Consider the following 24,587-nt stretch of genomic DNA (forward strand, 5'->3'; position numbering starts at 1 on the left):
GCTGCGGCTCCTGACGGGGTGGGGGCGGTCGGATCCGGGCATGCCGAAGCGGCCCGGCGGGTGGGGAGCGGGTGCGATCGGGGTGCGATGGGGGTGGTTCGGGGGTGCGCTGAGGGTGCTTCTGGGGTGTGATCGGGCCCGGGACGGGGCGCCGTACGGGGCGACGCCCCGTCCCGGGACACGGCGCGGCGGCCACGCGCCGTACGGGGGCCGGTCGGTCAGCGGGTGCGGTAGAGCCGGATGTCGGCGAGGCTCCACCAGGCGCCGGTGCTCGCCGTGCTGGTCACGCGCAGGTAGCGGGCGCGGGTGCCGGGAACGCTGACGGTGGTGAGCTGTCCGGTGCCGGCGCCGCTGCGGAGGTCGTGCCAGGTGGTGCCGTCCTCGCTGGCGGAGAGCTTCCAGCCGCGGGCGAAGTCGCCGAGGTTGTCGCCGCTGTCGACGGCGACCTCGTCGAAGCGGGTGGTGCGGCCGAGGTCGACCTGGAGGTACTGGCCGGGCACCTGCGCCGCGCCGCTGGACCACCGGGTGGAGGCGTCGGCGTCGACGGCCAGGCTCGCACCGGCAGCGCCGGGCTGCGCCGTGGCGGTGGCGCCGTCGAGCGGGATCTCGCGCCCCGGGGTCTTCAGGGCGCCGGACTTCGGCCAGGTGAAGGTGGCGAGCGCGCCGCCGGGCAGCGAGTACTCGAAGGTCTGGTCGCCGACGGCGACGGCGAAGGTACGGGGGTTGTCGTTCTCGTTGTGGACGACGAGGGCGGTGGAGCCGTCCGGGTTGCGGAAGGCGACGTCGGTGAGCTGCCCGTTCCAGCCGGTGGTGCCGAAGTTGGTGCTGGCGACACGCACCGCGCCGGGCTTCACGAACTTGGACAGGTGGCCGATGGTGTAGTACTCGGCGTCGGTGGTGACGGTTCCGTCCGCCTGCACGGTCACGAGGCCGGTGCAGGTGTCGCAGCCGCCGTTGTGGGGGCCGCCGGCGGAGTCCAGTGCGATGTTCCAGTTGGCGACGGACTTGGCCCAGTTGCGGGTGGTGCCCACCGTGATGGTGCGGGCGTGCCAGGTGAGGGTGCCGCGGAAGACCTGTTCGGGGGTGTCGCTCGCGCCGTGGGAGCCGGAGCACTCGGTGAACCAGATGCCCTTGTCGGGGTGGGCGTTGTGCAGGGCGCTCTGGGCGCTCGGGTCGCCCGAGTAGCAGTGGTAAGCGGTGCCGGCGACCCACTTCGCGGCGTCGCTGTCGAGGATCTCGTACGGGTAGTCGGTCTCGGGGCTCTGGCCGGGCGGGGTCGTGGCGACGTCGTCCGGGTGGGTGGACCAGTTGTGGTCGTAGCCGAGGATCTTGGTGCGGGGGCTGGCCTTCTTCAGCAGGGGGCCGAGCGCCGCGATGACCTTGGCCTCCTGTCCGGCCGTCAGGTCGGTGCCGGGGTAGCCGCCGGGCTTTCGGTTCTGCGGCTCGTTCTGGACGGTCAGGTAGTCGACGGGCACGCCGGCGGCGGCGTAGGCCTGGACGAACTTCACCAGGTAGCGGGCGTAGGCCTGGTAGACGGCGGGGTCGTCCTTGAGGCGGCCGCCGACCAGCGAGTCACCGGTCTTCATCCACGCGGGCGGGCTCCACGGCGTCGCCATCACCGTGAGGTCCGGGTTGAGGCGCTTGGCCTGGCGCAGCAGCGGGAGGATCAGCAACTCGTCGTGGGCGATGCTGAAGTGCCGGAGTTCGAAGTCGGTCTGCCCGGCCGGGACGTCGTCGTAGGTGTAGTGCTCCGCCTCCGCCGTGAAGTCGGACGATCCGACGGGCTGGCGCAGGAAGCTGACGCCGATGCCCTGCCGGGGGTCGAACAGCTTGCGCATGGCGTCGTTACGGGCCTGGGTGGGCAGGCCGGCGAGCACGGCCGCCGAGGAGTCGGTGAGCGCGGCGCCGAAGCCGTCCATGCTCTGGTACGTCCGGTCCGGATCGACCGTGATCGTGGTCAGGTCGGAGGCGCCACTGTGGAAGGCCACCGGCTCTCGCTGGTGCAGCAGTTCGGAGCGGTCGGGCGTGGTCACCCACACGTCGGCGCGGGGGACGCTCCGATGTCCGGGGCCTTGGCCGGGTGCTGCGAAGGCGACCTGGACGCCGGTGGTGCAGGCCAGGCTCAGGGCGACGGTGGAGGCTATCGCCGCGCCGAGGGCACGTCTGTTCATGGCTTCCTCGAAGATGGAGTGCCGAATTGGATTGGCCACGCGAATGGGTCTGGGACAGAACCCGATGAAACAATATGTAACAAATGCGTGTGCTTTTTCTCGGTGGGTCATAGGAAACGACCTGACTGCCGTAGTGTCAAGCGATCGAACGCTTGAGTTACACGGAGATTGCCGAACGATGGCGTTGCCGTCCTGAAACAAAAGGATGAAACAAATGGGTAGGCCGAGGTCATCGAAGGTGACGGTGCGGGACATCGCCACGGCGGCGGGCGTTTCGATCGCGACCGTTTCCCGGGTGATGAACGGGCAGACGACCGTGAGCACGGAGACCCGCGAGGCCGTGGAGGGGGCGATGGCGCGGCTCGGCACGCCGCAGGCGCGCGCCCGGCACTCCGGGCGGCCCGGCCGGGACGTGCTGGTGCGCTGCCCCTACCTGCTCACCGACTACTTCGGGATCATCGTCTCCGCGGTCGCCGAAACCCTGGAGCTGCACGAGCGGCAGGTGATCCTCAACGCCGGGGACGCGATACGGCCCTCGGAGGTCCTGGCCGGGCTGCCGGACCGGGCGCAGCTGGGGGGCGCGATCCTAATCCTTCCGCCCGAGCCGGCGCGCGATCTCAAGGCCCTCCGGCAGCAGGACTTCCCGTTCGTGGTGATCGACCCCCGCACCCCGCTGCCGCGCGACATCGCCGCCGTGTCCGCCGCGCACTTCTCCGGCGCGCGAAGCGTCACCGCCCACCTGGTCTCCCTCGGGCACCGGCGCATCGGGATGATCGGGGGCCCCGAGGACTGGCTGGCCAGCCAGTCGCGCCTGGCCGGCCACGCCTCCGCCCTCGCGGAGGTGGGTGTCCTGCCCTCGCCGGAGCTGTGCAGCAGCATCGAGCCGACCTCCGACTGGGGGCACAGCACCGCAGCCCACCTGCTCGACCTGCCCGATCGGCCCACCGCCCTGGTCACGTTCAACGACAAGGCCGCCGTGGGCGCGCTCCGCGCGGCGTACGAACGAGGACTGCGGGTCCCCGAGGACCTGTCGATCGCGGGGTTCGACGACGTCTACCTCAGCAGCAGCACCGTGCCGATGCTCACCACCGTCCGCCAGCCACTGGGAGAACTCGGCCGGATGGCCGTCAGCCTGCTGATGCGCCTGATGGACGGCCACGCGGTCGAGACCCTGCACGTCGAACTCGCCACCGAACTCATCGTCCGCGGCTCGACGGGCCCGGTGCCGACGCCCTGAAGTCCCGGACGCCGCCCGCCCGATGAGCGACTGCAGCCACTGCCGTGGCTTCAAGCTCTTGAAGCCACGGCAGTGGCCGCGCCGCGTCCACACCCCAAAACGGTCACGTCAACCCTCTTGACGCGGCCACCTCCATCCCCCTTCAATCATCATCTGAAGACAAGAACGGGCCAGCCGGGACACTCCGGCAGGGTAGGCACCACGTAGTCATGCGGGGACTGCGGCAACGAGCTTCGGGCCCGTCGCGACGACGAGGTCGAGCAGGCGAGTGCAGCGGGCCTCACGTCCTGGCAGCTTTCTGGCGCCACCATGAGCCGTCCCGTGCAAGCTCTCCCAGAGTCTGCAGTCGCTGCTCGATATGGTCGAGGAACTCGGCCGGCAGCCTGACGCCATGGTCGAGACTTTCGCGCCGAGGATCGATGCGTCACCCCGGCATCAAGTTCCGTTACTACCGATCAGCACGAGTTCCGTGAACGGCCGCCAGTCAGGGGAACGGCCCCAGGGCCGTCATCGCCAGGCGCGATACTTGCCTGGTGGACGTATCGAGGACTTCGCGGGTGAACACGACACACGATTGGTCCGGCGTCGTTGATGAGGATCATCTGACGCGTATCGGGCAGAGTCCCGCGGAGTTCGCTCCGGATGGACCCTGACACCTCGTCCTCGAGGTCCTTGCCCATGCCGCCGACGAAGCGTTGGGCAACGGCGGAGGACGCTGCGTCGTCGTTCTCCATCCCGACGGGACGCCTCTCGCGCCTGGCCACGGCCTGGCCGCATCTGGCGGTCCAGGTCGTCCACCCACAATGACCGACGGATGCGGTGGCCGGGCTCGCCCTCTCATCACAGTGATCAGCTCCCCGGTCAGAGCCTGCCGACGGGCGCCCACGTGACGGTGGGCCAGAAGCTCGATGGCCTACTGATACGAACGCGCGTATCAGTGATGTCCCGCTGAAACGGGAGGCCTATGCCGTACATCTGCGGTGTCGGACGTGGCTGTCACCGCGCGCCTACCGGCGAATGCCTGCGCGCCCGCGACGCCGATCGGAGGTCCTCCTACCGCGACTTTGTCGCCGTGCGCCGGCGACCTCGCGCCGGTTGCGCCGCCCTCCAACGGCCGCTGCTGTTCCTTGTCGTCATGGTCGTACGGCTCACCGGGTGGAGACCTTGTGGACCACGGTGTCGTCGGGATTCAGCCGTCGCCCGTCCGCAGAGAGCACTTCCAGTGGGCGGAGGCGGTGCTCCTGTCGGCGGTCGACCAACTGGGAGTGAGGTTCGCCGGGGGCGAAGAAGTTCTCTTCGCCCCACTGCCGCAGGGCCACGATGACGGGGAAGAGCGCCTTGCCCTTGGGGGTCAGTACGTACTCGCGGTAGGCGCTGCCGTCCGAGGCGGGGACGGCTTCGAGGATGCCGCCGGCGACCAGGGTGCGCAGGCGCGCGGTGAGGATGTTCTTCGCGACGCCGAGGCTGCGCTGGAACTCCCCGAAGCGCCGGCTGCCGTCGAAGGCGTCCCGGACGATCAGCAGGGACCACCAGTCGCCGATCGCGTCCACCGACCGGGCGACGGGGCATTCGCTGTCGTCGAAGCGCGTCCTGGTCACCATGGCATGCCTCACTCTCATAGCGGTTGCAACATGCTACCAAAAGGCTTACCGTCACCACTGGTAGCAAGATGAAACCAGATAGGCGGAGGAGTGCCGATGCCCGGCCATGGTGAGGCTTTGACACGACGGACCGAGCCCCGGGGCGGCGAAGGTCTTGCGCTCGTCCCATCCCGTGGCGTCGTCATGCTGTTCGCCGTCGCCTGTGGGGCCGCGGTCGCCAACGTCTACTTCTCCCAGCCGCTCCTGGTGACCATGGGCCACGACCTCGCCATGAGCCCGGCACTCGTCGGCAGCGTGGTCACCCTCACGCATGTCGGATACGGACTGGGGCTCTTCCTCCTCGTGCCACTCGGCGACACGGCCGACCGCAGACGGCTCATCGTGGCCCAGTTGCTGCTCCTGGTGCTGGCGCTGGCCGTGGTCGCCACCGCTCGAACGGCGGCGATCCTCCTCGCGGGCATCGCCGCGACAGGGCTTCTCGCAGTCGTCACGCAAACGCTGGTGGCCTTCGCGGCGTCACTGGCCCCTCCCGCCGAACGCGGGCGGGTGGTCGGCCTGGTCACCAGCGGAGTGGTGGTCGGCATCCTGCTCGCCCGCACCGCGTCCGGCCTCGTGGCCGACCTCGCGGGCTGGCGCTGCGTCTACCTCGCCTCGGCGTCACTCACCGCCCTGCTGGCCCTGGTCATGTACCGAGTGCTGCCTCGCCACAGCAGTGCTCCGCCGACGACCCTGCCCTACGGCCGGCTCCTCCGCTCCACGGTCACCCTCTTCGCACAGGAACGACTTCTGCGGCTCCGGGGCCTGCTCGGTCTGCTGATCTTCGCAGCCTTCAGCACCCTCTGGAGCAGCATCGCGCTGCCGCTCAGCGAGGCCCCGTACTTCTGGTCCCACAGCGCGATCGGGGCGCTGGGGCTGGCGGGTGCCGCCGGCGCCCTGGCCGCGTCCGCGGCCGGCCGTCTCAACGACCGCGGACTCTCCCGCCAAACCACCGGCATCGCCCTGGCACTGCTCGCCGTCTCCTGGCTGCCGTTGGCCTTCATCCGCAACTCGCTCTGGGCCCTGCTCGTCGGGGTGATCCTTCTCGACCTCGCCGTACAGGCGGTCCACGTCACCAACCAGACCCTGATCTACGGGCTGCACCCGGACGCGGGCAGCCGGCTGATCGGCGGATACATGGTCTTCTACTCGATCGGCAGCGGCACCGGCGCCATCACCGCCACCTCCCTCTACGCAGCGGCCGGCTGGGGCGCCGTCTGCGCGCTGGGGGCCGCGTTCAGCTGCCTCGGGCTCCTCCTGTGGGCGTTCACGCGACACAGCACCCCGGACCCCGCCGCCGAAGTGGCCTCTCACAGCTCCGGGGCCTCCACCGGCTCGCCGACGTACGACCACGCGTCGGAGTCGTAGCCGCTCTCCCGCTGCGGCCGGCCGTCCCCTGCACTTCGCCGGCCGCCTCCGGGCGATCGGCGACTGCGAGGTCACCACGACCAAGTCGCCTCCCCACAGGGCGTTCGTCGCAACGTGCCCTTCGGCGTCCCGTCCTGGTCGGCCAGTCGCCGGGCGGGCACACGGTCATGCTCACCGCCGGGACGCCTACCTCGAACATCCGTCGCCCGTGACATCAGACCCTCACGGAACTGCGGGCAGAGCCATGGCGCCTCATCATTCCCACCCGGCTGCCCCGAGGACCCTCAGTCGAGACAGAACTCGTTGCCCTCGATGTCCTGCATCACAATGCAGGACTCGTTCTCACCGTCGGCGCGCATCGTTCGCACATGCACCGCACCAAGCGCGACCAGGCGTGCGCATTCGGCTTCCAGCACGGCCAGGCGCTGCTCGCCCACGAGTCCGGTGCCGGCCCGCACGTCGAGATGCAGCCTGTTCTTGACGACCTTCCCCTCGGGAACGCGCTGGAAGAGCAGGCGAGGTCCCACACCCGAGGGGTCACTGCACGCGAAGTAGACCACCTGGTCCTCGGGCGGCAGTGAGCGATGGTGCTCCTCCCAGGTGGCGAACCCCGTCGGGACCGGAGGGACGACGTACCCCAGCACCTCACACCAGAAGCCGGCGAGACGCGCCGGTTCCGCGCAGTCGAAGGTCACTTGGAACTGCTTGATCGTTGACATCGGCGCACCATAGCAGGCGCGCATTCGTCTCCCCGTGCGATGGTCCGCACACGTTGCCGGGAGGACGGCCCCTGCCGTCCGCTGCCATGTCATGCAGTCCGAGGTTTCCCCGGGATGCAGGGAGAGGTGACGGCAGAACAGATGGGCCCGCCCGAGAAGCCTCCCCATGCCGCCGCACAGGGAAGGTCTCAAGACCTTCTCACTGCTACGGGCGCACAGGCTGTCCAGGATGACCAGCGCGCAGGTCCTCCGGGCCCCCGGGCCTCGGTGGCAGCGAGCTCCTCGGCCCGCCGGGCGGCGCGGTCGGTGACCGCGGCGGGCCCCTCAGGGTTGCAGCGACGGGTCGATGAGCGCCGGAAAGGTGTACTCCGTCTTGCCGATGTCGGAGATCAGGTAGCGGCCATCGGGCTGACGGTGCAGCCGCACACTGGCAGTGAGTGCCTTGGGTCGCTGGAACCAGCCGTCCTCGGCGAGATGGGCGCAGTAGACGGGGACCTCCAACTCGACCACATCGGCGGCGAGGTCGTGCGGATCGGTCTGGTCCTGGGATGGCGTCGCCGTGGCTTGCAGGACCACCGACCAGCCCTGACGCTCAGTCAGTTCGGCTGGCCAGGCCGAGCCGTCCGCCGAGCATGCGTTCAACCCACCGCCGGCTGCGTACAGTTCGGGCGTCAGATACCGACGGACCCGGCCCAGGACGGCAGCCGGACCGGTGTCGCCATGGGATGCGTCGAAGCTGCCCGAGGTGACCGCCCAGGCGATCGCGACGGACTCCGCGTCGTGGTCGTCGACCGTCAACGGCGGCGTGGTCGCCGACGGTCGCTCCTTGGAAGGGGCCGGGAACTCCCCCAGTTCGGCTCCCGGTGCGGAGGTGAAGGTGTAGCCGGTCGGTGCGGCGGCGACGGAGGTGCCCGGGATCTCCTGCTCGTCCTGGTCGAAGCAGGGATTGCACCGGATGCGTTCGCCGGAGCCCGTGCCGTAGGTGGTCTGCCAGCCGTTCCCCTGCGTGGCCAGCTCGGTGCCGCGTTCCGGTCGCACCCCGGAGACGTGGAACGGGCGGTCACCGTCCTTCAGCGTCCAGGTGCGGTGCTTGCCGTCGACCGAACCCTCGACCGTGAGCACGTAGTCGTAGCTGCGCCGGGTCGCGAGGACGGTGAGGCTGAGGAGTTCGGGCTTCTGGTTCTCCAGGTAGACGTACTTGTCAGTGAAGTACGGGGCGAACGACACCGGTCCGGCAGCCCCGATCAGCGCGATCGGGTCGGTGGAGTCGAGGTCGACGCCCATGTCGATCCTCTTGCCCACCCCCTGCCCGGCGCAGCTCACGACCGTGCCGGGCAGCGGGTCGCGGGGCTCGCCCACGACCGTCGCCCGCACCTGTTCGACCACCACGGTGTGGCCGTTGCCGACCATCGAGACCGAGAGCGGCGACGCTCCGACATCTGTGCCACCCTGCGTGTGCGACCATGTCCGGACGGCACTGCAGCCGTCGACAGCGGGAAGATCCGCCGGTTTGACGGCCCTGGGGATGACCGCGGTGGCGCCCGGATCTCCACGCTCGGGGTCGTAGCGGGCGCTGAGTTCCGGCCCGATGCCCCCCTCCGTCGACTGCAGTGCCCAGTACGTGGCACCGGCGCCCACCAGGGCCATCACGCATACCACGGCCACCAGCAGGCGCAGGGTCCGTTTCGGCCCCGCCAGCAGCGAGACGACGCCCCCCATGATCACGTTGCCGTGGATCGTGCTGTCGATGATCTTGTTATGCGTGTCGCGCTGATTGTCCAAACCACCCACCCCGCCTGACAGATCCGCGCCGACCACAGTGCAGCCCTCCATCCGAAAAGGGAAGCCCCCCAGCCGCCCTCCAGCCGCCCTCCGGGTGGCCGGTAGCCGCGGAACACGGCCGGCTCGGTACTTCTCCCCGTGACATACTGACTGACTGTCAGCACACCTGAGGCTGCCGTAGTGTGTCTGCCACTGGTGCTTTCATCCATGGGGGTACGAAGTGGATCCGGTTTCGGTGGGGCTTCTGGCAGCGCTGGCGGGGGGCGCCGGCGGCGAGATAGGCCGACAGGCCTGGAGCGGGCTGAGCGCGCTGGTCCACCGGCCGTTCAGGCGCGGGTCGGCCACTGCCGATGATGCAGGAACACCGGCGGTCAGTTCCGGGGAGGCGGAGCTGGTGGCCCTGGAGCAGGCGCCGGCCGATCCAGCACGGGGGCAGTTGCTGAGCACCGTCCTGGCAGTGCGCGCCGCCCTGGACGCGGACTTCCGCACGGGACTCCAGCAGTGGCACGAGCGGGCGAAGCTGGTGCGCACCGGCGACGGTGACGTGCACAACAGCATCAGTGGTGGTCACCAGTACGGCACGGTGGTCCAGGGGAGGGACCTCACCTTCAATTCACCTCTGCCGCCGCCGGGTGGCCAGGCACGCCATGAGGACGTACCGCCCAAGCCGTGGTGAGCGGCGTGTCCGTCCTCCTCAGAACCAGGGTGTGACGGCCGGCGGCATGGCTGAGGTCCGGGAGGGCCTGGTGACGTTCACGGCCGAGCCGGCCGACGCGCTCCGACCGGCGGCTCGGTACAGTGTGGAGCCATGCGGCAGCGAGAGCGCGAACGGGCACTGTGGGACGCCTTCTTCCACATGGACGTCGAGCTGTGGCAGGTACTGACCCGCAGGCTCCAGCAGGACACCGGGCTGTCCGAGCCGGACTGGCAGGTTCTGGACGCACTGGGCAACGCCGAGGGCCACACGCTGCGCGCGTTCGAACTGGCGAAGACGCTGATGTTCGGCAAGAGCCGGCTCCACCAGCACGTCGGACGCATGGAGCAGCGCGATCTGGTGGCGCGGGGGCCGGTGCCCGGCGACGCCCGCGCCACGGCGGTGTCCCTCACCCCGCACGGCCTGTCGGTGTTCCGCCGGGCGCAGGCGTACCGGGCCCGGCACATCCGGGAGGAGCTGGTCGGTGCTCTCAGCGCGGACGAGGTGGAGGGGCTCATCACCATCTCCGACAAGATCCGCGCCCATGTGCGCCGCGCCCCGCCGGGCTGAGGATCACTCCCAGACGGTGGTGGGGATCTCGGCCCGCAGGACGGGGGCGACGTCGGCGAAGAACCGTTCGAGGTAGCCGCGGGTGACGGCCAGTTCGGTCGTGTAGGTCGAGAAGAACCCCTCCACCCCGACGCCGAACACCTGGTTGCCGAACTTCCGTTGCAGGCCGAGGAGCTTCTCGGTGACCTGCTCGGCGGTACCGACGAGTGCGGATCCGTTCTCCACGAAGTCCTCCAGGGACTCGAACGGGAACCGGGCGCGGACGCGGTAGTGCTCGGCGACCGAGGCCTCGAACATCGGCCGCGCGATCGCCAGGGCGTCCTGCGAGCGGTCGGTGATGACGGGTGAGTGCACGCCCACGGCGACCAGCGCGGTGTCGGGATCGTGGCCGTGGAAGGCGAGCCGCTCGCGGTAGTGGGCGACCAGGTCCAGGTAGTGGTCGACCCGGTCCATGCCGTTGGCCGAGTACAGCGGGTCCCCCCAGCGGGCCGCCAGCTCGGTGGAACGCCTGTCGGTGGCCGAACCGTGCCACACCCGGGGTGCCGGCTGCTGGAGCGGCCGGGGTTCGAGGGACGCCTCGGTCAGCTTCGGACGGTAGCGGCCCTCCCAGGTGACCGTCTCCTCCCGCCACAGCCGCCGGAGCAGCTCGTAGCCCTCCTCCAGCCGGTCCCACAGGTCGGCCGGGTCGACGCCGAAGACGCTCGGCGCGACCGCGTCGCCGCCCTTGCCGATGATCAGGTCGAGCCGTCCGCCGCTGAGATGGTCGAGCGTGGCGTAGTCCTCGGCGGAGCGGACGGGATCGGTGAGCGACAGCACCGCGACGGTGGTGACGAGGCGGATCCGAGTCGTCCGGGCGGCGATGTTCGACAGGATCACCGCAGGTGACGCCGACAGCAGCTCCGGGTTGTGCCGCTCGCCGACCCCGAACGCGTCGTACCCCACCCGCTCGGCCCACAGCGCGAGATCGATCAGCTCCGCGAACCGCTCCGTCCGACTGAGCGGCGGGCTTGCCAGCCCCCTGCTCTTCTTGGGAACCAACGTACTGGCCAGGAATTTCACGACCGCACCCCTCCCCTTGGGTTCACATGTGAACTCTGAATGAGATGGTCCCCCACGTCAAGACGCCGCCCGGTCAGAACCGCGCCCCGTCCCGTTCGTGCGACTCCCCCGGCGGGTACGACACGGGGCCGTGCCCGCCAGGCGCCCGGGAGAGACCGGGAGTCAGTGATGTCGCACTCGCACCGATCACGGATCGACTCGCGGTGAAGCCGTTCACCCACCGCCTGCGCCCCATCGATGCCCGGAGCAACGTGCTCTCCGCCAGTCCGGAAGATCACACAGCAGCGTTCACGCAGATCCCCGGCAGTCAGAGCCACGGCTCCAGGGCCACGGACACCCGGGGCCGCATTCAGCCCGCCGGCCTCCTCGTCAGCCCTCCGTGACTCAGGCAGAATGCGCCTGGCCGGCCGCCCGGGACAGCCAGTCCAGGTACCAGCTGCGAAAGTCCACGCGGTGCGGTCCGGCCGAGAGCGGTTCAAGGGTGCCGTTGGCTGCCCGGAGGTCGGTCCAGAGAGTGCCGCGCTCCGGCCCGGTGACAACAAGCCAGACGAAGTAGCCGCATCCCTTGTGGCTGAGACAGACCGCGCCTGCGGTCATCGAGTCCTGCAGCTTCTCCCACTCGTCGTCCCAGGCGCGGAACGCGGCGCGATAGGACTGATCATCTGGAAAATCCTGCTCGGCAGGCTCGCGTGCGTTCAGCTCCTCCTCCCATCGGGCGCGCTCCGCCGCCGTCGGGAACACCTCCCCCAGAAGGGCGTTGTCACTGCGGATTCCCTTGCCCTCGGCCCAGTGCCACCCCTGAGCGTCACGCCGGAGGGGAAAGATCCCGTAGTGCGGTCCGGCTCCGCCCGCACCCACCTCCAACAGGAAGGTGCGATAGACGGAAGGCAGGGCGCAGCCGAGTTCCCTCTCGGCGTCGGCCACCTCGGCCTCGCTCAGCGTGGGTTCCAGCAGGAACTCGTGCCCCGACCCCTGCCGACGGACACCGAAGACCTTCTCCGGGAACGGCGCCCCCCGCAGAGCGAGGACCTGTTCACGCACCCCCTGCCAGCTCACCTCCGACCCCGACACCTACGGCCTCCACCCATTGCGGGCCCGACCACAGGCCGGAGTCCGGTCGACAGGAAGACCGAGCAGCATCACAGCCGACAGGTCTGCACTGCCAGGATTGGTCACCGGTCGATCGTGCCAGGACCCGATGGACAGGATCAACAGAGTTCGACACCCCGCAGCGTCGGTCGACCACCATGAGCAGGCGGACGACGGGTCCGGGCCTTCGGCGCGGATGCGGCCGCAGCGTCCCCGGAAATCGAAAAGGGCTGGGCTCGCCGGGAACCGCCAGATTACCGGTCGGCTTGATCGCTCCATTCGAACAGGGGCAGGATCCTCACTCATGGAAGAGACCTGGGAGCTCGTCAACTCCCTTGCTGTCAAGCTCGATACCCACTTCGACCGCAGCGATGAGCTGCGCTGGACCGTACAGGCCCTCAAGCTCCAGGAGGAGGCCGGAGAAGTCGCGGAAGCCGTCATCGGGGCGCTCGGTGCCAACCCCCGCAAGGGCTTCTCCCACGACTGGGACGACGTGCGCAAGGAGACCTGCGACGTAGCACTGTCCGCCCTGGTGATGCTCGCCCGGATGGGCGGCGACCCCCGCCGGTTCTTCGAGGAGCACCTGCGCTCGGTCGCCGCCCGCGACACGAAGGACAGCAGCACCGCCTGAGCAACCGGACGCAGATCCGAGGTGAACATCCGCCGCCGGGCACCGTACACCGCCCGGCCCGCAGCGTCCGCACAGTCGAGGAGAGCGCTTGAAGACCCGCCCGAGCGAGCCCGTGACCGACGAACCCGTGACCGACGAGAGCGTCTCCGACAGCGAGCAGTTCCTGTTCGGCGGCCGGCTGCGCTACGACTACGCCTTCACCTCCCACGAGCAGACCATGCTCAGGATCAGCTTCCTCGCGGTCGCCCGTCAGATCCCGGGCATGCTCCGCACCGCCCTGCACCTCGCCTGGCACGCCGACCGCACCGCCCTGGTCGTCATCGCCGTCGCCGAGATCGGCCGCGCCCTGGCCGCCGCGTTCGGGCTACTGGCCACCAACCGTGCCCTCGCCTCCCTGTTCGCCTCCGGCAGCACGGACCAACTGCTGCGTGCGGCCCTGCCCGCCGCGCTCGCCGTCGGCGGCGCCTCCGCCCTCTCCGCCCTGCTGGGCGTCGCCTCCGCCTGGGCGGGCGGCAGGCTGGAACCGAAGACCGAACGGGCGGCCACCGTCGCCTTCCTGCGCCGAGCGGCCAGGGTGGAGCTGGCCTCCCTGGAGGACCCGGACTTCAGCCGACTGCTGGAGTCCGCCCGGTTCGGCACCGCGGCGGTGCGGCGCCTCATCAGCCAGAGCATCGCCGTCCTCACCGCCCTGCTCGGCCTGGTCGCCGCCGGCGGCGTCCTGCTCACCCTCGACCCGGTGCTGATGCCGATGCTGGTGCTGATCGCGGCCCCGAAGGGCTGGGGCGCGGTGCGCTCCGCCCGGCGCCGCTACGGCTCGATGATGGCCTGGCTCCAGCACCACCGGGCCTCCGCACTCCTCGCCCAGCTGATCACCCAGCCGCACTCCGCGCCCGAGGTCCGCGTCCACGCCATCGGCCCGTTCATCCTCGGCCACTACACCGCGATGGCCGAAGCCTCCGAACAGGAGCAGAACCGCCTCGCCCGCGCCGCCGCCACCACCTCCCTGCTCGCCTCCGCCCTGTCCGGGCTGGCCGCCGCCGCGACCTTCGCCGTCCTCGGCTGGCTCGTCCACGACGGGCAGATGGCCCTCGCCGTCGCCGGAACGGCAGTCGTCGGCATCCGCACCGGAGCCACCGACGTCACCTCCCTCGTCCGCACCGCCAACGGCCTGTACGAGGAGGCCCTGTTCGTCGCCGACCTGGAACGCCTCCAGCGGGAGGCCGAGCGCCGCGCCATCCCCACCGGCGGCGCCACCCTCCCGCACCGCCCGGACACCATCACCCTCGAAGGCGTCGGCTTCACCTACCCCGGCCGCACCACCCCGGCCCTGACCGACATCACCCTCACGATCCCCCGGGGGAAGGTCGTCGCCCTGGTCGGCGACAACGGCTCCGGCAAGTCCACCCTCGTCAAGGTCCTCTGCGGCCTCTACCTCCCCGACGCCGGCCGCATCCTGTGGGACGGCGCCGACACCGCCGGCGCCGACCGGGACCAGCTGTTCTCCTCCGTCGCCGTCCTCGAACAGGACTTCCAACGCTGGCCGTTCACCCTGCGCGCCAACGTCCTGGTCGGCCGACCCGAACACGGCGACGACCCCGACCTGCTCAGGGGCGCCGCCGACTACGCCGACCTGCACCCCGTCGTCGAGGCCCAGGACAACGGCTGGGACACCCTCGCTGCCCGCGGTTTCCAGGGCGGCGTCCAACTGTCCGGCGGCCAGTGGCAGCGCGTCGGCGCGGCGCGCACCCACGTCCGGGCCCTCACCCACGGACCCGGCGGACGCCCCACCCACCTCGTGATCGCCGACGAGCCCACCTCCGCGCTCGACGCCCAGTCGGAAGTGGCTGCGTTCGCCCGTATCCGCGAACTCGCCGACCAGGGCCTCACCGTCATCCTGATCACCCACCGCCTCGGAGCCACGGCCGACGCCGACCTCATCCACGTCCTGCACGAAGGACGCCTCTCCGAAAGCGGAACGCACTCCGAACTCATGGCCGACCCCGACGGCGGCTACCGGGCCGCATACCTGCTCCAGGCCGCCCAGTTCACCGCCCAGGTCCCCGGACAGCGGGACCCCGCCAACGAGACGGCCCCGGACCAAACCTGAACCGCCCATTGCCCACCCGGCGCCCGCCTGCCCGCACCAGGACCGGAGGAAGCCGATGCCGACCTGGGAAGAACTGTGCACCGCCGCAGACGAAGTACGCGGCCTCTATGGGGACCTCCGCCGACCGGATCGCCGGCTCTCCGTCAGCGGACGCGGACGGCAGCCAGCACGTCGACGCGGGCCCCCACCTCACCTGGAGGCCGCCCACCAGCCGGATTGGCCGGCTCCGCACCTCCCGGAGGTGTCCGCTTGACTGCGGCCGCAAGGCCCGGTCCCGACCAAGAGCCCATCGCCCGGTCCCGCTCTCCCCAAGCACCGAGGAGCACCTCCAGTGATCGACTTCGACGTACTCACCGCACAGGCCGCCCGCGAGGGCATCGAACGGATCGGCGTCGGCGTCGTGGTCCGCGACGCCTCCGGCCGGGTCCTGGTGATCAGCCGGGCCCCGCACGACGTCCTGCCCGGGTTGTGGGAGTACCCGGGCGGCAGCCACGAGGCGGTCGAGGACGTGCCGGCCGGAGCGGCACGCGAACTGGCCGAGGAGACCGGGCTCGCGGGCCTTCCGCTGGAGTATGCCCGGAGTCTGGACTTCACCAACCAGCACGGCCGCCGCGCATGGCAGTTCGTCTTCACCACCGTCGTACCGGACGGCACCCCCGTAGCCCTGTCTCCGGAGCACGACGGCCACCAGTGGGCGAGCCCGGACGCCCTGCCACCGACCGCCGACGGGCAGCGGGACGTCATCCGGTGGCTCACCCGGCGCCTGGCACTCCCGAACTGGCGGCCGGTCGGCGGCTACCTGACCACCGTCGCCCGGCCCACGAGCTACGGCAGCTTCCTGGTCACCGACCCGGCCGGCCGCGTCCTAGGGATGCGCTCGGCCGTCAACCCGGACGTCTGGAACTTCCCCGGCGGCAACGTCGAGCACGGCGAGTCCCCGTTCACCACTGCACTGCGCGAAGCCCAGGAAGAACTGGGCCTCGACCTCACCGCCGAGAACCCCGAGGTGATCGCCCCGCGACGCCTGGTCGCCGTCGTCCACGAACAGGCCGGCACCGAGTACCCCGTACCGGTCTGCGGCTACGTCTTCGACGGCGGCGTCCTCGACGCCGAGCAGCAGGCCCGGATCCGCCTGGATGCGGACGAGCACACCGAGTGGCGCTTCGAGACCGCCCACGACTGGCACGCCCTGATGTCCCCGCCCCGCTACCAGCGCCTCCTGCAGGTCCTGCGCGCCCACCGCTCCGGTATCCCCCTGTACCTGGAACGCCCCGCCCCGGAGGGCGAGTTCGAAGGAATCATGGCCTTCGTCACCGACCGGCACGGCCGGCTGCTGATGCACCACCGCGACGACAAGCCGGGCATCGCCTGGCCGGGGCACTGGACCCCGATCGGTGGCTGGCGCGAGGGCCAGGAGAGCGCGGAGGAGAACGCGGCCCGGGAAGTCCTGGAGGAAGCCGGGATCCAGATCACCGGGCTGCGGGTCGTCCCCGGCCCGCACCACGAGCTGGTCTCCCCGCTCACCCGCGTCCTGCACGCCGTCTGGGACGGCCCCGAGAGCGACCTGCGCCTCGGCGACGAGGGGCTCGCCGTGCGGATGGTCCCCCTCGACGAGGTGCTCGGCCTCAAGGTCCCGCCCTATCTGCAGCACTACCTCCCCCTGCTGGCCGAAGCCGCCCGGAGGTCCTCGTGAACCGCGCGGACACCCACCGCACTCCGGTGCCCGGGGCGCCGGCGGGCCCGCCCACCCTGGTCATCGGAGTGCACCTCGTCCTGGTCGAGGACGGCAGGGTACTGCTCGGCCGCCGCAGGAACACCTCCTACGCCGAGAACCACTGGCACACCCCCGCCGGCCACATGGAACCGAACGAATCCGTGCTGCGCTCGATGGCCCGCGAGGCCGAGGAGGAACTGGGCATCACCATCGCCGAGGACGACCTCGTCCTCCTCCACGCCCTCCACCACCTGGACGCCGACGACGGCCGCAGCCGGCTCCAACTGTTCTTCCGGCCCGCCCACTACCAGGGCCAGGTCGCCAACCGCGAACCGGACAAGTGCCACGAACTGCGCTGGTGGCCGCTCGACGACGCCCTTCCCGACGACACCGTCCCCTACACCGTGCACGCCCTCGCCAAGATCGCCGCGGGCCGGGCGGTCTCCGCCGTCGGATGGCCGGCTTGAACACCACCCCGGCGCACCCCGCCGTGCCGCCAACCCAGGAAGCCACCGCAAAGGCCCCCGTCCGGGAGAGCGTCGGGTCGCCGGCGACGCGGCTGTGCGTACTGCGGGGCAACTCCGGCTCCGGCAAGACCTCGATCGCCACCGGGATCCGCCGCCGGTACGGGCGAGGAATCGCGCTCGTCGGCCAGGACACCATGCGCCGCTCGGTACTGCGGGAACGCGATGTCCCCGGAGCGGCGAACATCGACCTGATCTCCACCGTGGCCCGCTACGCGCTCGATGCCGGCTACCACGTGATCGTCGAAGGGATCCTGTACGCGGACCACTACGGCGACATGCTCGAAGCCCTGGCCCGCGACCACCGGGGCCGCTCCCGCTGCTACTACCTCGACGTCGACTTCGCCGAGACCCTTCGCCGCCACGCCACCAAGCCCCAGGCCGACGAGTACGGCGAGACCCAGCTGCGCGACTGGTACCGGCCCGGTGACCTCCTGCCCGGCGGCATCGAGCAGGTCATCCCTGCGGGCAGCACGTTGGCTTCGAGCGTCGAACGGATCATGAAAGACCTGGACCTCCCTGACACCCACCGCCACGCGCCGGGACAGCCGCCGACGCCGACCGGCCCGTGACCTCGCATCACCACCGGCGCCGACCGCGCGACCCCGGCACCCGGTCCGACCGACGTCCCCGCGCGCACCGTCCTGACCGCCGCCACCCGTGCAGAAGAGGAGCAAGATCGTGGGCCATGTACCGCAGGAGCAGTGGGAGCAGCACTACGCCGACGGCCTGGGGTTCCAGCCGTTGGGCGACGGAGAGCGGCAGGTGCTCGCCGAGCACGCTCCCGCTCCGCAGGGTGGTGGTCGGGCGTTGGAGGTGGGGTGCGGCACGGGTGAGCTGGCCGTCCACCTCGCAGCCACCGGTTACACGGTCGATGCCGTCGATCTCGCCGGCGCCGCGCTGGAGCGGGCCCGCGCCGAGCACACCGACGCCGTGCGGGTCCGCTGGCGGCGCCTCGACGTCGAACACGGCGATCCGGGCGAGATCGGCGAACTCGGTGACGGCGGGTACGACCTGATCACCCTGCGCCTGGCGATCGCGTTCATCCACGACCGGCCCCGTGTGCTGCGTTCCCTCGGGGAGCGGCTGCGGCCCGGCGGCGCGATCGTGGTGATCACGCCGCCGGCCGGGGACACCCCGGCCGAGCGGCGGAGTGTCGCGCTGGACGAGGACGAGATCGGCCTGCTGACCGTCGGCTGGGAGACGGCTGAGCGGCTGGTGGCGGACGGCCTCGCGGTCGTGGTCCTGCGCGGCCCGTGCCACACCGCGACGAGGGCGGTGGAGAAGAAGGGGCCCGCCACCGGCCACGCCCCGAGCTGATCGCCCACGTCGCCGGCGAGGGCGGGCGGGTGGTCACCGTGGACATCGACCGCTACGTCGTGCACCGCACCCGCGGGTCGAGGTCATCCTGCCGACCGCAGTACGTCCCTGTCGGTCAGGCGTGGCAGCGGCCTGGACCGGGCAGCCTCCCGTGGGCCGCTTCCACCTCCGACGGAATGGCCCGGCTACCTCGGTACGGGCGCCCCGCGGATCTCGGCCCTTCACACGGCTGCCCTCCCGCCGACCACTGAACGGAGAAGGCCGACCATGGAGAGGTTCGTCCCGAAGTTCCAGGGCCGCCCGTGGCCCGACGGCGCCCGCGCCCTGCACGTCTACGCCCTGCCGGACCTGGACTCCGACCGGGAGTTGGCACGGCTGGCCGACACCTGCCGGGAGGCGATGCGCGCCTTTCCGATCTCCGTCCTCGCCGACGGCCTTCTTCACAGCACCGTCGAGATGATCGCCGACACCACGGCGGACAGGATCAGCGCCGCTGAGCGCGACGAGCTGACTGCCGCGCTGCGGGAGCAACTGGCGGGCACCGGACCCCTGCTGGTCACCGCCGGCTCGCCGATCGCCAACCGCTTCGGCGCCTTCCTGGACCTGCACCCCGACGAGGGCCTGGTGGCGTTGCGAGAGCGGGTGCGTGAAACAGTACGGGCGGTCCGGGGGCCGACCGCGCTCCAACACGACGGCGGCCGGCCGCACATGTCCCTCGGCTACGCCCGTGGAGAGGGCGATTCCGATCGGCTCCAGACCGCCCTGCGCCAGATCTCGCCCAGCCACGCCCCACTCCATGTCGCGAATCTGCACGTCGTGGACGTCCGGTTCCGCGAACTCCCCTGCGGTGACGGTGAAACCGGCTGGGACATCTCGTGGGAGCCGGTGGCCGTCATCCCACTCGCAAGCTAGAGCAGCCCGAGCGACGTCCTTCTGTGCCACTGCCCGGCTGCTCGCGGCGGGCGAGGGCCTGCTCGCGGCTGCGGCGGGGAGATGCCACCCGTGGACGGGGAAGCCGGTCAACTCGACGGCGGCGCCGGTGCCGAACCGGGCTCGACGAATACCGGGAAGACCGGCAGGTCGACCGGGGCCTCGTCGCCCAGCATCGGCCCGACAGCGGGTGGAGTGGGTGCGAGGGCCGTGATGGCTGCACGGCCCTCGCGTAGGGTGTGGGGCGCCCCGTTCCCGCCCTCGTCGTCCGGATCTGCACATGGTGGTGAGCTGTGCTGTGTGCCCTGTCACCTGTACGCGATGCTGAGCTGCACTGTTGGTGGGGAATCGAACCCCTGCGTTGCTCTTCACGCGCCAAGGGCCGGATAGACCGCCGACCCGCGGTGTGTGCACGCCTCCGTGACGACTACCTGCTTCCCACACCCAGCTCGGGGGTCAGTCCTCGATCAGGTCGATCTCCCAGTTGGTGCGCTGGACCAGGGTGTCCACCTCGCGAAGCTCCTTGGCCAGGACGTCCGCCCGGGCGCGGAGCTCCGCGACCGGCAGGGCGGAGAGGATCCTGAGCTCGGACCGCAGCTGCCGTACGGCTCCGCGCTGGTCGCGTCCGGAGGCGGCGTCGGCGGCCGCTGTGATCACCGAGTGGCGCAGCCGCAGGACGTCCCGGCGGGCCAGGGCGTCGGTGAGAGTGCCGCCGCCCTCGATGAGCGCGGTGGAGTTGGTCCGGTTGATCTGACGGATCAGCCGCTCCAGCTCGTCCAGCACCTCTCCGGCCTGGACCAGGACCTCCCCAGCGTTCTCGGCCGGTTCCTCGCCCTCCTGGTAGCGGGCGCTGCCGACGACACGCGCCCGCAACTGCTCCACCCGCCGCACCGCGGCTGCGCGCTGCGCGAGCGCTTCGGCCAGTTTCACCGCGTCATCACCTCTGCTTCCCACTGATCGTCCGGTAAGTATGCACGTCAGTACCTGACGGCGGGTGGGAGCAGGGGGCGACGGAGAGTCCGCCGCCCGGGGCAAGGGTGACGTCCGTCAGGGTTCCGCCGAGGACGGGCGGGCGGGCAGGCAGGCGTCGGCGTTACGGAAGCCGCAGGGGCATCAGGTCGCACTCACCCGCCCGCACCCTCTCCGTGGGCGGCCTGCCGTGCCAGCCCCTATAGATGGACTCATGAGCGCAGGCAGCGAGAGACGCGCCGAGGCGCGTCCGGCGCAGGCGGCTGGAAGGCCGCGCGCTCTCCGTCTTCACCCCTGACCGGGTTGGGACCGGAGCCGGCGCCGCACCGGGTTGTCCCGGGCGCAGTACGCCGTGCCGCCTTCGAGCAGGTCACCGACCACACGGGCCGTGCCGGGTACCGGCACGGCCCGCCCGAGAAGAACCATGAGAACAAGGAGTTCTGATATGACAGCCGAGGCTGTGGCGACCGAGAGTCCCTGTGCCATGATGCGCCGCGAGGCCAAGAGCTCCCGCGAGGACATCGAGCGCCGGAGGAAGGCAATCTCCCACCTCCGCAGTGAAATCATTCGCCTCCAAGGCCAGGCCGACCCGGACCAGAAGGCGATCGCAGCCCTCCAGCAGAGACTGGCGAGCCTGGAGGAGCAGCTCCAGCAGGAGGAGCTGTCCCTCGACACCCTGGAGCAGGTGATCAGCGAGAACTGCTGATCGGCAGGAGCGCGCCCCGGGTGTGGCGTTCCCCGGCCGAGCTCGGTCACGGGGAGTCCTGGGCGTGGGCGCATGGGGCAGCGGGCCGGTCGCCGGGCCCGCCGTCCGCGTGTGTGCTGCCGGTGCGGGCGGGGCGGGGTACCGGCGCGCGGCCATGGGCGGTGGACTACGGCTCGGTGAGAGCGCCGTCGCCACCGGCCCGGACGGCCGCGGGGAATCGCCAGGCCTCGATGTCGCGATAGCGGATCGGTCCGGGGCCTCGGCCGGTGTTGCTGCCGACAAGGTGGAGGCGTTCGGTCCGCCACGGCCTGCCCACGAACCCGGTGAGCCCGGCTGCGGCCTGCGGCACGCTGGTGGGATCGTCGCGGCGGGAGCGTGCCAGGGTCAGATGGGGGTGCAGTGGGCGGTCCCTGGCCTCGATCCCACACGACCTGACCAGGCCCCGGACGTCGTCGGCGAGCCGGTGCAAGCCCTCCAGGTCCCCGTCGATCCCGCTCCACAGCAACCGCTCGTCGAAGTGGCCGCCACCCCGGAGGCCCAGGTGCAGGGCGGCGTGCGACGCGGTCGCACCGGCCAGCGCCGTCCGCAGCAGCGGCACCGCCGTGGAGGGCAGTTCACCGAGGAAGGCCAGGGTGATGTGCCAGTCCTCGATCCGGTTCCAGCGCAGCTGCGGGTACAGGGCGTAGGCGGGCTGCAGGGCCCGGGCCAGTTCGTTCTTGGCGTCGTCGGGGGGAGCCAGTGCCACGAAGACGCGAAGGGTCGAGGGCTCGGGGGGAACGTCCACAAGGGGCGAGGGTAGTCGAGGGCAGGCCGCCCGCGCTCACCGGTGCCGGCGGGGTGGGGACGGGGTCAGCGGTCTGACGGTCGACTGCCACCCCGCTCCGGCCGAGGCGCCGCTCTGGGACGGAACCCGGTGGTACGGGGGTGGGCGGCAGGCCGGCGAACGTGACGCCGGGCCCGCCCCCGTCGGACCGGGCCGGCCGGGGCGTCCCGGCCGGCCGTAGCGGCCTCCTACATCGGCGTCGGGTGGGGCAGCCCTGTCGGGGCTGTCCCACCCGACGTCCTTGTCCGGGAGGAGCACTTCGCAGAAGGGGCGCTCCTGCGGTTGCGGCCGGGGCGAGCGGCAGCGGCTCAGCGGTGCCAGCCCGGGTGGGGGGAGGGTTCGGGGCAGGGCTCGGTGGTGACGGTGGCCCGGGCAGGGTCGCTGTGGATGACGGCGGCGTGATCGTCGGTGGCGCCGGCCCGTGCGGTGTTGGTGATCTGTCCGGCTGCCGCGTCCGCGTCGGTGACCTGGTAGGTGCCGTGGCAGAGGGTGCTGTCGCCGGGGGCGAGACTGGTGGCCCGGCAGGCGACGGTGGCCACCTTGTCGTCGGTCACCGCGACGTCGTGGAGCGCGGCGGTGCCGGTGTTGGTGACGCGGTAGGTGTAGCGGACGGTGTCGCCGGGGTGGACCGGGCCGGCGGTGTCGGCGTGCTTGTCCAGGGTGAGGTGTCCGGTGCCGATCGTCTGGACGGTGGCGTCGGCGGGCGGCGAGGTGACGGGTCGGCCCCCTGCTGTTCCGGCGGCGGTCGCGGTGTTGGTCACGTTCCCGGCGGCGGCGTCCGCGGCGGTCACGGTGTAGGTGCCGTGACAGCGGGTGTGGTCGTCCGGGGTGCCGGCGGGGCTGAGGACGGTGGCCTCGCAGGTCACGGGAGCAACCTTGTCGTCCGTGACGGTGACGGCGTCGATCGGGTGGCCGCCGGTGTTGGTGACCAGGTAGGAGTAAGGCACGGTGTCGCCCGCCCTGAAGGGTCCGGCGGTGTCGGTGTGCTTCTCGACGGTGATGCCGGGCGGGGTGGCGATCGGGATGGTGGCCCGGGCCGGGGGTGAGGTGATGGTGGTGCCGGCCGCGGTGGCGGTGGCCGTGGCGGTGTTGGTGACGTGGCCGCGGGCGACGTCCTCGGCGGTGACGGTGTAGGTGGCGGTGCAGGTGATGCTCGCGCCCCCGGCCAGGGTCGTGGCCGGGCAGGTGACCGGTCCGGTCAGCGGGTCGGTCACCTGGAGGGCGGTGACCGGGGTGGTGCCGCCGTTGGTGACGACGAATTCGTAGTCGACCGGCGTACCGGCGCTCAGCAGGCCGGGCAGCGGCTCGTGGGGCTGCTTGACGAGGTTCAGGGTGGGCAGCGGCTGCTCGGTGGCGATGGCCACGTTGCGGATCAGGTGCACGTCGGTGAACAGGCCGGTGGACGCGGCGAACCCGAACTTGTACGTCGCCGGCGCCGGCTGCGGAGCCGGCGTGGAGAGCACCTGGCGCTGCCCGGCGCCGTCGTTGAAGTCGACGCTCACCGTCAGCACCGCATCCGGCGCCGGCGTCAGGTGGACGTTCACCCGCCGCCGGGACGGCTCCAGCGCGGTCTGCGCCTGCTCGGCGGTCGCGCCCGGAGGCAGGGCGGTCAGCGGCCCCTGCAGCTGCCCCGGCAAGGTGGAGGGCCACGGCCCCGTGGTCGTCAGGTTGCTCGTGGTCGCCGCCAGGAAGCAGTACCCCTGCACCCCGTCACCGGGCCCCCGCACGGTGACCATGTTGGCCCCCGGCCCCGGCACCCGGAACGCCGTGCCGGCCGGCGAGCGCCGTGCGCAGCCGTTGCCCCGTTGCTCCCAGTCGCCGAAGTAGTTGCCGAGCACGTCCAGGCCGACGCCGAGGTAGCCGCGGTCGGCGCCGGGCAGGAAGGCGCGGCTGGGATCGTCGTCGGGCAGCTTCTGGGCGTAGCCGAGGCTTCCGCCGAACGCGCCGGGGTGGGTGAGGGAGGTCTCGCCGTCGACGAGGAAGAAGGAGACGCCGTCGGCGGGGTTGTTCGGTGTGGTGCTGCCGTACTGCCACTGGTCGAAGGTGACGTCCAGGCCGTTGCCGGCGGGCAGGGCGTGGTCGTACAGGACGGCTCCGCTCTGGTCCCTGCCGGCGTCGGTCAGGCGGAGATAGCCGAGGGGGGCCGCGTCCAGCGGGGGGACGGGACCGGTCTGCGCGGTGAGGCAGCCGCCCAGCGGATGGCTGCCGCCGGGCGGCGTGGCGGCGGGGGCGCCGGTCAGGCAGGCTGCGCCGACCGCGGTGAAGGCCGCGTCCGCGGTGGCGCCCGTGAACGTCTCCTGGATCAACGGGGTGCCGGTGGCCGCCCGCGGCCGCGTCGTGGAGGTGTCGATGCCCGGTAGGAGACCGGTGGTGGCGGCGCCGCATGCCATCACGGCCACCACGGCGGTCAGGAGGCGCCCGGTGCGGAGGTGCCCGGTGCGCACGGGCCGCCGGGCCGCAATCGTGTTTCCAGTAATCATGACAACAGTAAGCACACGTAAAGTGACGATCGGTCACACTGTGTGCCGCTATCCGGC

The 24,587-nt window shown here is 71.2% G+C and carries 21 protein-coding genes; 12 read left to right on the plus strand and 9 right to left on the minus strand.

The window, feature by feature from the left end:
* Positions 1-218: 218 nt before the first annotated feature.
* A complete protein-coding gene (locus ACFUK0_RS09570) occupies positions 219-2,171 on the minus strand; it encodes a discoidin domain-containing protein (protein ID WP_380247940.1) in 1,953 nt (650 codons plus the stop codon).
* Between the two features lie 214 nt (positions 2,172-2,385).
* Here ACFUK0_RS09570 and ACFUK0_RS09575 point away from each other — a divergent pair, with 214 nt between their 5' ends.
* Complete coding sequence (locus tag ACFUK0_RS09575; RefSeq protein WP_380247942.1) at positions 2,386-3,408, plus strand: LacI family DNA-binding transcriptional regulator; 1,023 nt, start codon at positions 2,386-2,388, stop codon at positions 3,406-3,408.
* Positions 3,409-4,556: 1,148 nt separating this feature from the next.
* Here ACFUK0_RS09575 and ACFUK0_RS09580 read toward each other — a convergent pair.
* A complete protein-coding gene (locus ACFUK0_RS09580; RefSeq protein WP_380247943.1) occupies positions 4,557-5,009 on the minus strand; it encodes a winged helix-turn-helix transcriptional regulator in 453 nt (150 codons plus the stop codon).
* A gap of 96 nt (positions 5,010-5,105) precedes the next feature.
* On the opposite strand from ACFUK0_RS09580, the gene ACFUK0_RS09585 reads away from it, so the two are divergent.
* Positions 5,106-6,413, plus strand: a complete 1,308-nt coding sequence (locus tag ACFUK0_RS09585; protein WP_380247945.1) for an MFS transporter — start codon at positions 5,106-5,108, stop codon at positions 6,411-6,413.
* A gap of 284 nt (positions 6,414-6,697) precedes the next feature.
* Here the strand turns inward: ACFUK0_RS09585 and ACFUK0_RS09590 are convergent, their stop codons facing one another.
* Together ACFUK0_RS09590 and ACFUK0_RS09595 are read right to left on the minus strand one after the other, a co-directional pair.
* A complete protein-coding gene (locus tag ACFUK0_RS09590; protein WP_380247947.1) occupies positions 6,698-7,132 on the minus strand; it encodes a VOC family protein in 435 nt (144 codons plus the stop codon).
* Positions 7,133-7,456: 324 nt separating this feature from the next.
* Positions 7,457-8,914, minus strand: a complete 1,458-nt coding sequence (locus ACFUK0_RS09595; RefSeq protein WP_380247949.1) for a hypothetical protein — start codon at positions 8,912-8,914, stop codon at positions 7,457-7,459.
* 394 nt (positions 8,915-9,308) lie between these two features.
* On the opposite strand from ACFUK0_RS09595, the gene ACFUK0_RS09600 reads away from it, so the two are divergent.
* Together ACFUK0_RS09600 and ACFUK0_RS09605 are read left to right on the plus strand one after the other, a co-directional pair.
* Positions 9,309-9,590: a hypothetical protein gene (locus ACFUK0_RS09600; RefSeq protein WP_380247951.1), complete on the plus strand. Its 282-nt coding sequence runs from the start codon at positions 9,309-9,311 to the stop codon at positions 9,588-9,590.
* 132 nt (positions 9,591-9,722) lie between these two features.
* Positions 9,723-10,178: a MarR family winged helix-turn-helix transcriptional regulator gene (locus ACFUK0_RS09605; protein ID WP_380247952.1), complete on the plus strand. Its 456-nt coding sequence runs from the start codon at positions 9,723-9,725 to the stop codon at positions 10,176-10,178.
* Between the two features lie 3 nt (positions 10,179-10,181).
* Here ACFUK0_RS09605 and ACFUK0_RS09610 read toward each other — a convergent pair whose 3' ends face one another.
* On the minus strand, positions 10,182-11,237 hold the full coding sequence (locus ACFUK0_RS09610) for an LLM class flavin-dependent oxidoreductase (protein ID WP_380247954.1): 1,056 nt from the start codon (positions 11,235-11,237) through the stop codon (positions 10,182-10,184).
* Positions 11,238-11,621: 384 nt separating this feature from the next.
* Positions 11,622-12,278, minus strand: a complete 657-nt coding sequence (locus tag ACFUK0_RS09615) for an SMI1/KNR4 family protein (protein ID WP_380247956.1) — start codon at positions 12,276-12,278, stop codon at positions 11,622-11,624.
* 352 nt (positions 12,279-12,630) lie between these two features.
* Here ACFUK0_RS09615 and ACFUK0_RS09620 point away from each other — a divergent pair, with 352 nt between their 5' ends.
* From ACFUK0_RS09620 to ACFUK0_RS09650, 7 genes are all read left to right on the plus strand, one after another.
* On the plus strand, positions 12,631-12,957 hold the full coding sequence (locus tag ACFUK0_RS09620) for a MazG-like family protein (RefSeq protein ID WP_380247957.1): 327 nt from the start codon (positions 12,631-12,633) through the stop codon (positions 12,955-12,957).
* Positions 12,958-13,045: 88 nt separating this feature from the next.
* The gene (locus ACFUK0_RS09625) at positions 13,046-15,064 is read left to right on the plus strand and encodes an ABC transporter ATP-binding protein (RefSeq protein ID WP_380247959.1); all 2,019 of its coding nucleotides are present in this window, start codon (positions 13,046-13,048) and stop codon (positions 15,062-15,064) included.
* A gap of 331 nt (positions 15,065-15,395) precedes the next feature.
* Complete coding sequence (locus ACFUK0_RS09630; protein WP_380247961.1) at positions 15,396-16,757, plus strand: NUDIX domain-containing protein; 1,362 nt, start codon at positions 15,396-15,398, stop codon at positions 16,755-16,757.
* On the plus strand, positions 16,754-17,245 hold the full coding sequence (locus tag ACFUK0_RS09635) for an NUDIX domain-containing protein (protein ID WP_380247962.1): 492 nt from the start codon (positions 16,754-16,756) through the stop codon (positions 17,243-17,245). Before ACFUK0_RS09630 ends, ACFUK0_RS09635 begins: the two co-directional genes overlap by 4 nt.
* Before the next feature lie 23 nt (positions 17,246-17,268).
* Positions 17,269-17,874 (plus strand): AAA family ATPase, encoded by a 606-nt coding sequence (locus ACFUK0_RS09640; protein ID WP_380248033.1) that lies wholly within the window; start codon positions 17,269-17,271, stop codon positions 17,872-17,874.
* 109 nt (positions 17,875-17,983) lie between these two features.
* Positions 17,984-18,622: a class I SAM-dependent methyltransferase gene (locus tag ACFUK0_RS09645; protein WP_380247964.1), complete on the plus strand. Its 639-nt coding sequence runs from the start codon at positions 17,984-17,986 to the stop codon at positions 18,620-18,622.
* Positions 18,623-18,889: 267 nt separating this feature from the next.
* Positions 18,890-19,534, plus strand: a complete 645-nt coding sequence (locus ACFUK0_RS09650) for a 2'-5' RNA ligase family protein (RefSeq protein ID WP_380247966.1) — start codon at positions 18,890-18,892, stop codon at positions 19,532-19,534.
* Positions 19,535-20,008: 474 nt separating this feature from the next.
* On the opposite strand, the gene ACFUK0_RS09655 is transcribed toward ACFUK0_RS09650, so the two are convergent.
* A complete protein-coding gene (locus ACFUK0_RS09655; RefSeq protein ID WP_380247968.1) occupies positions 20,009-20,482 on the minus strand; it encodes a DIP1984 family protein in 474 nt (157 codons plus the stop codon).
* Between the two features lie 484 nt (positions 20,483-20,966).
* On the opposite strand from ACFUK0_RS09655, the gene ACFUK0_RS09660 reads away from it, so the two are divergent.
* Positions 20,967-21,227 (plus strand): hypothetical protein, encoded by a 261-nt coding sequence (locus tag ACFUK0_RS09660; RefSeq protein WP_380247970.1) that lies wholly within the window; start codon positions 20,967-20,969, stop codon positions 21,225-21,227.
* A gap of 166 nt (positions 21,228-21,393) precedes the next feature.
* Here the strand turns inward: ACFUK0_RS09660 and thpR are convergent, their stop codons facing one another.
* A complete protein-coding gene (gene thpR / locus ACFUK0_RS09665; protein ID WP_380247972.1) occupies positions 21,394-22,011 on the minus strand; it encodes an RNA 2',3'-cyclic phosphodiesterase in 618 nt (205 codons plus the stop codon).
* Between the two features lie 347 nt (positions 22,012-22,358).
* Complete coding sequence (locus ACFUK0_RS09670; protein WP_380247974.1) at positions 22,359-24,530, minus strand: hypothetical protein; 2,172 nt, start codon at positions 24,528-24,530, stop codon at positions 22,359-22,361.
* Positions 24,531-24,587: the final 57 nt, after the last annotated feature.

This window comes from Kitasatospora sp. NPDC057223 (assembly GCF_042669755.1).
Taxonomy (GTDB): Bacteria; Actinomycetota; Actinomycetes; order Streptomycetales; family Streptomycetaceae; genus Kitasatospora.

Bases quoted from the DNA above. Each gene is read 5' to 3' on its own strand.
- ACFUK0_RS09590 (WP_380247947.1), bottom strand. From the start codon at position 7,132: ATGTCAACGATCAAGCAGTTCCAAGTGACCTTCGACTGCGCGGAACCG.
- ACFUK0_RS09580 (WP_380247943.1), bottom strand. From the start codon at position 5,009: ATGGTGACCAGGACGCGCTTCGACGACAGCGAATGCCCCGTCGCCCGG.
- ACFUK0_RS09605 (WP_380247952.1), top strand. From the start codon at position 9,723: ATGCGGCAGCGAGAGCGCGAACGGGCACTGTGGGACGCCTTCTTCCAC.
- ACFUK0_RS09670 (WP_380247974.1), bottom strand. From the start codon at position 24,530: ATGATTACTGGAAACACGATTGCGGCCCGGCGGCCCGTGCGCACCGGG.
- ACFUK0_RS09570 (WP_380247940.1), bottom strand. From the start codon at position 2,171: ATGAACAGACGTGCCCTCGGCGCGGCGATAGCCTCCACCGTCGCCCTG.
- ACFUK0_RS09660 (WP_380247970.1), top strand. From the start codon at position 20,967: ATGACAGCCGAGGCTGTGGCGACCGAGAGTCCCTGTGCCATGATGCGC.
- ACFUK0_RS09620 (WP_380247957.1), top strand. From the start codon at position 12,631: ATGGAAGAGACCTGGGAGCTCGTCAACTCCCTTGCTGTCAAGCTCGAT.
- ACFUK0_RS09575 (WP_380247942.1), top strand. From the start codon at position 2,386: ATGGGTAGGCCGAGGTCATCGAAGGTGACGGTGCGGGACATCGCCACG.
- ACFUK0_RS09650 (WP_380247966.1), top strand. From the start codon at position 18,890: ATGGAGAGGTTCGTCCCGAAGTTCCAGGGCCGCCCGTGGCCCGACGGC.
- ACFUK0_RS09585 (WP_380247945.1), top strand. From the start codon at position 5,106: ATGCCCGGCCATGGTGAGGCTTTGACACGACGGACCGAGCCCCGGGGC.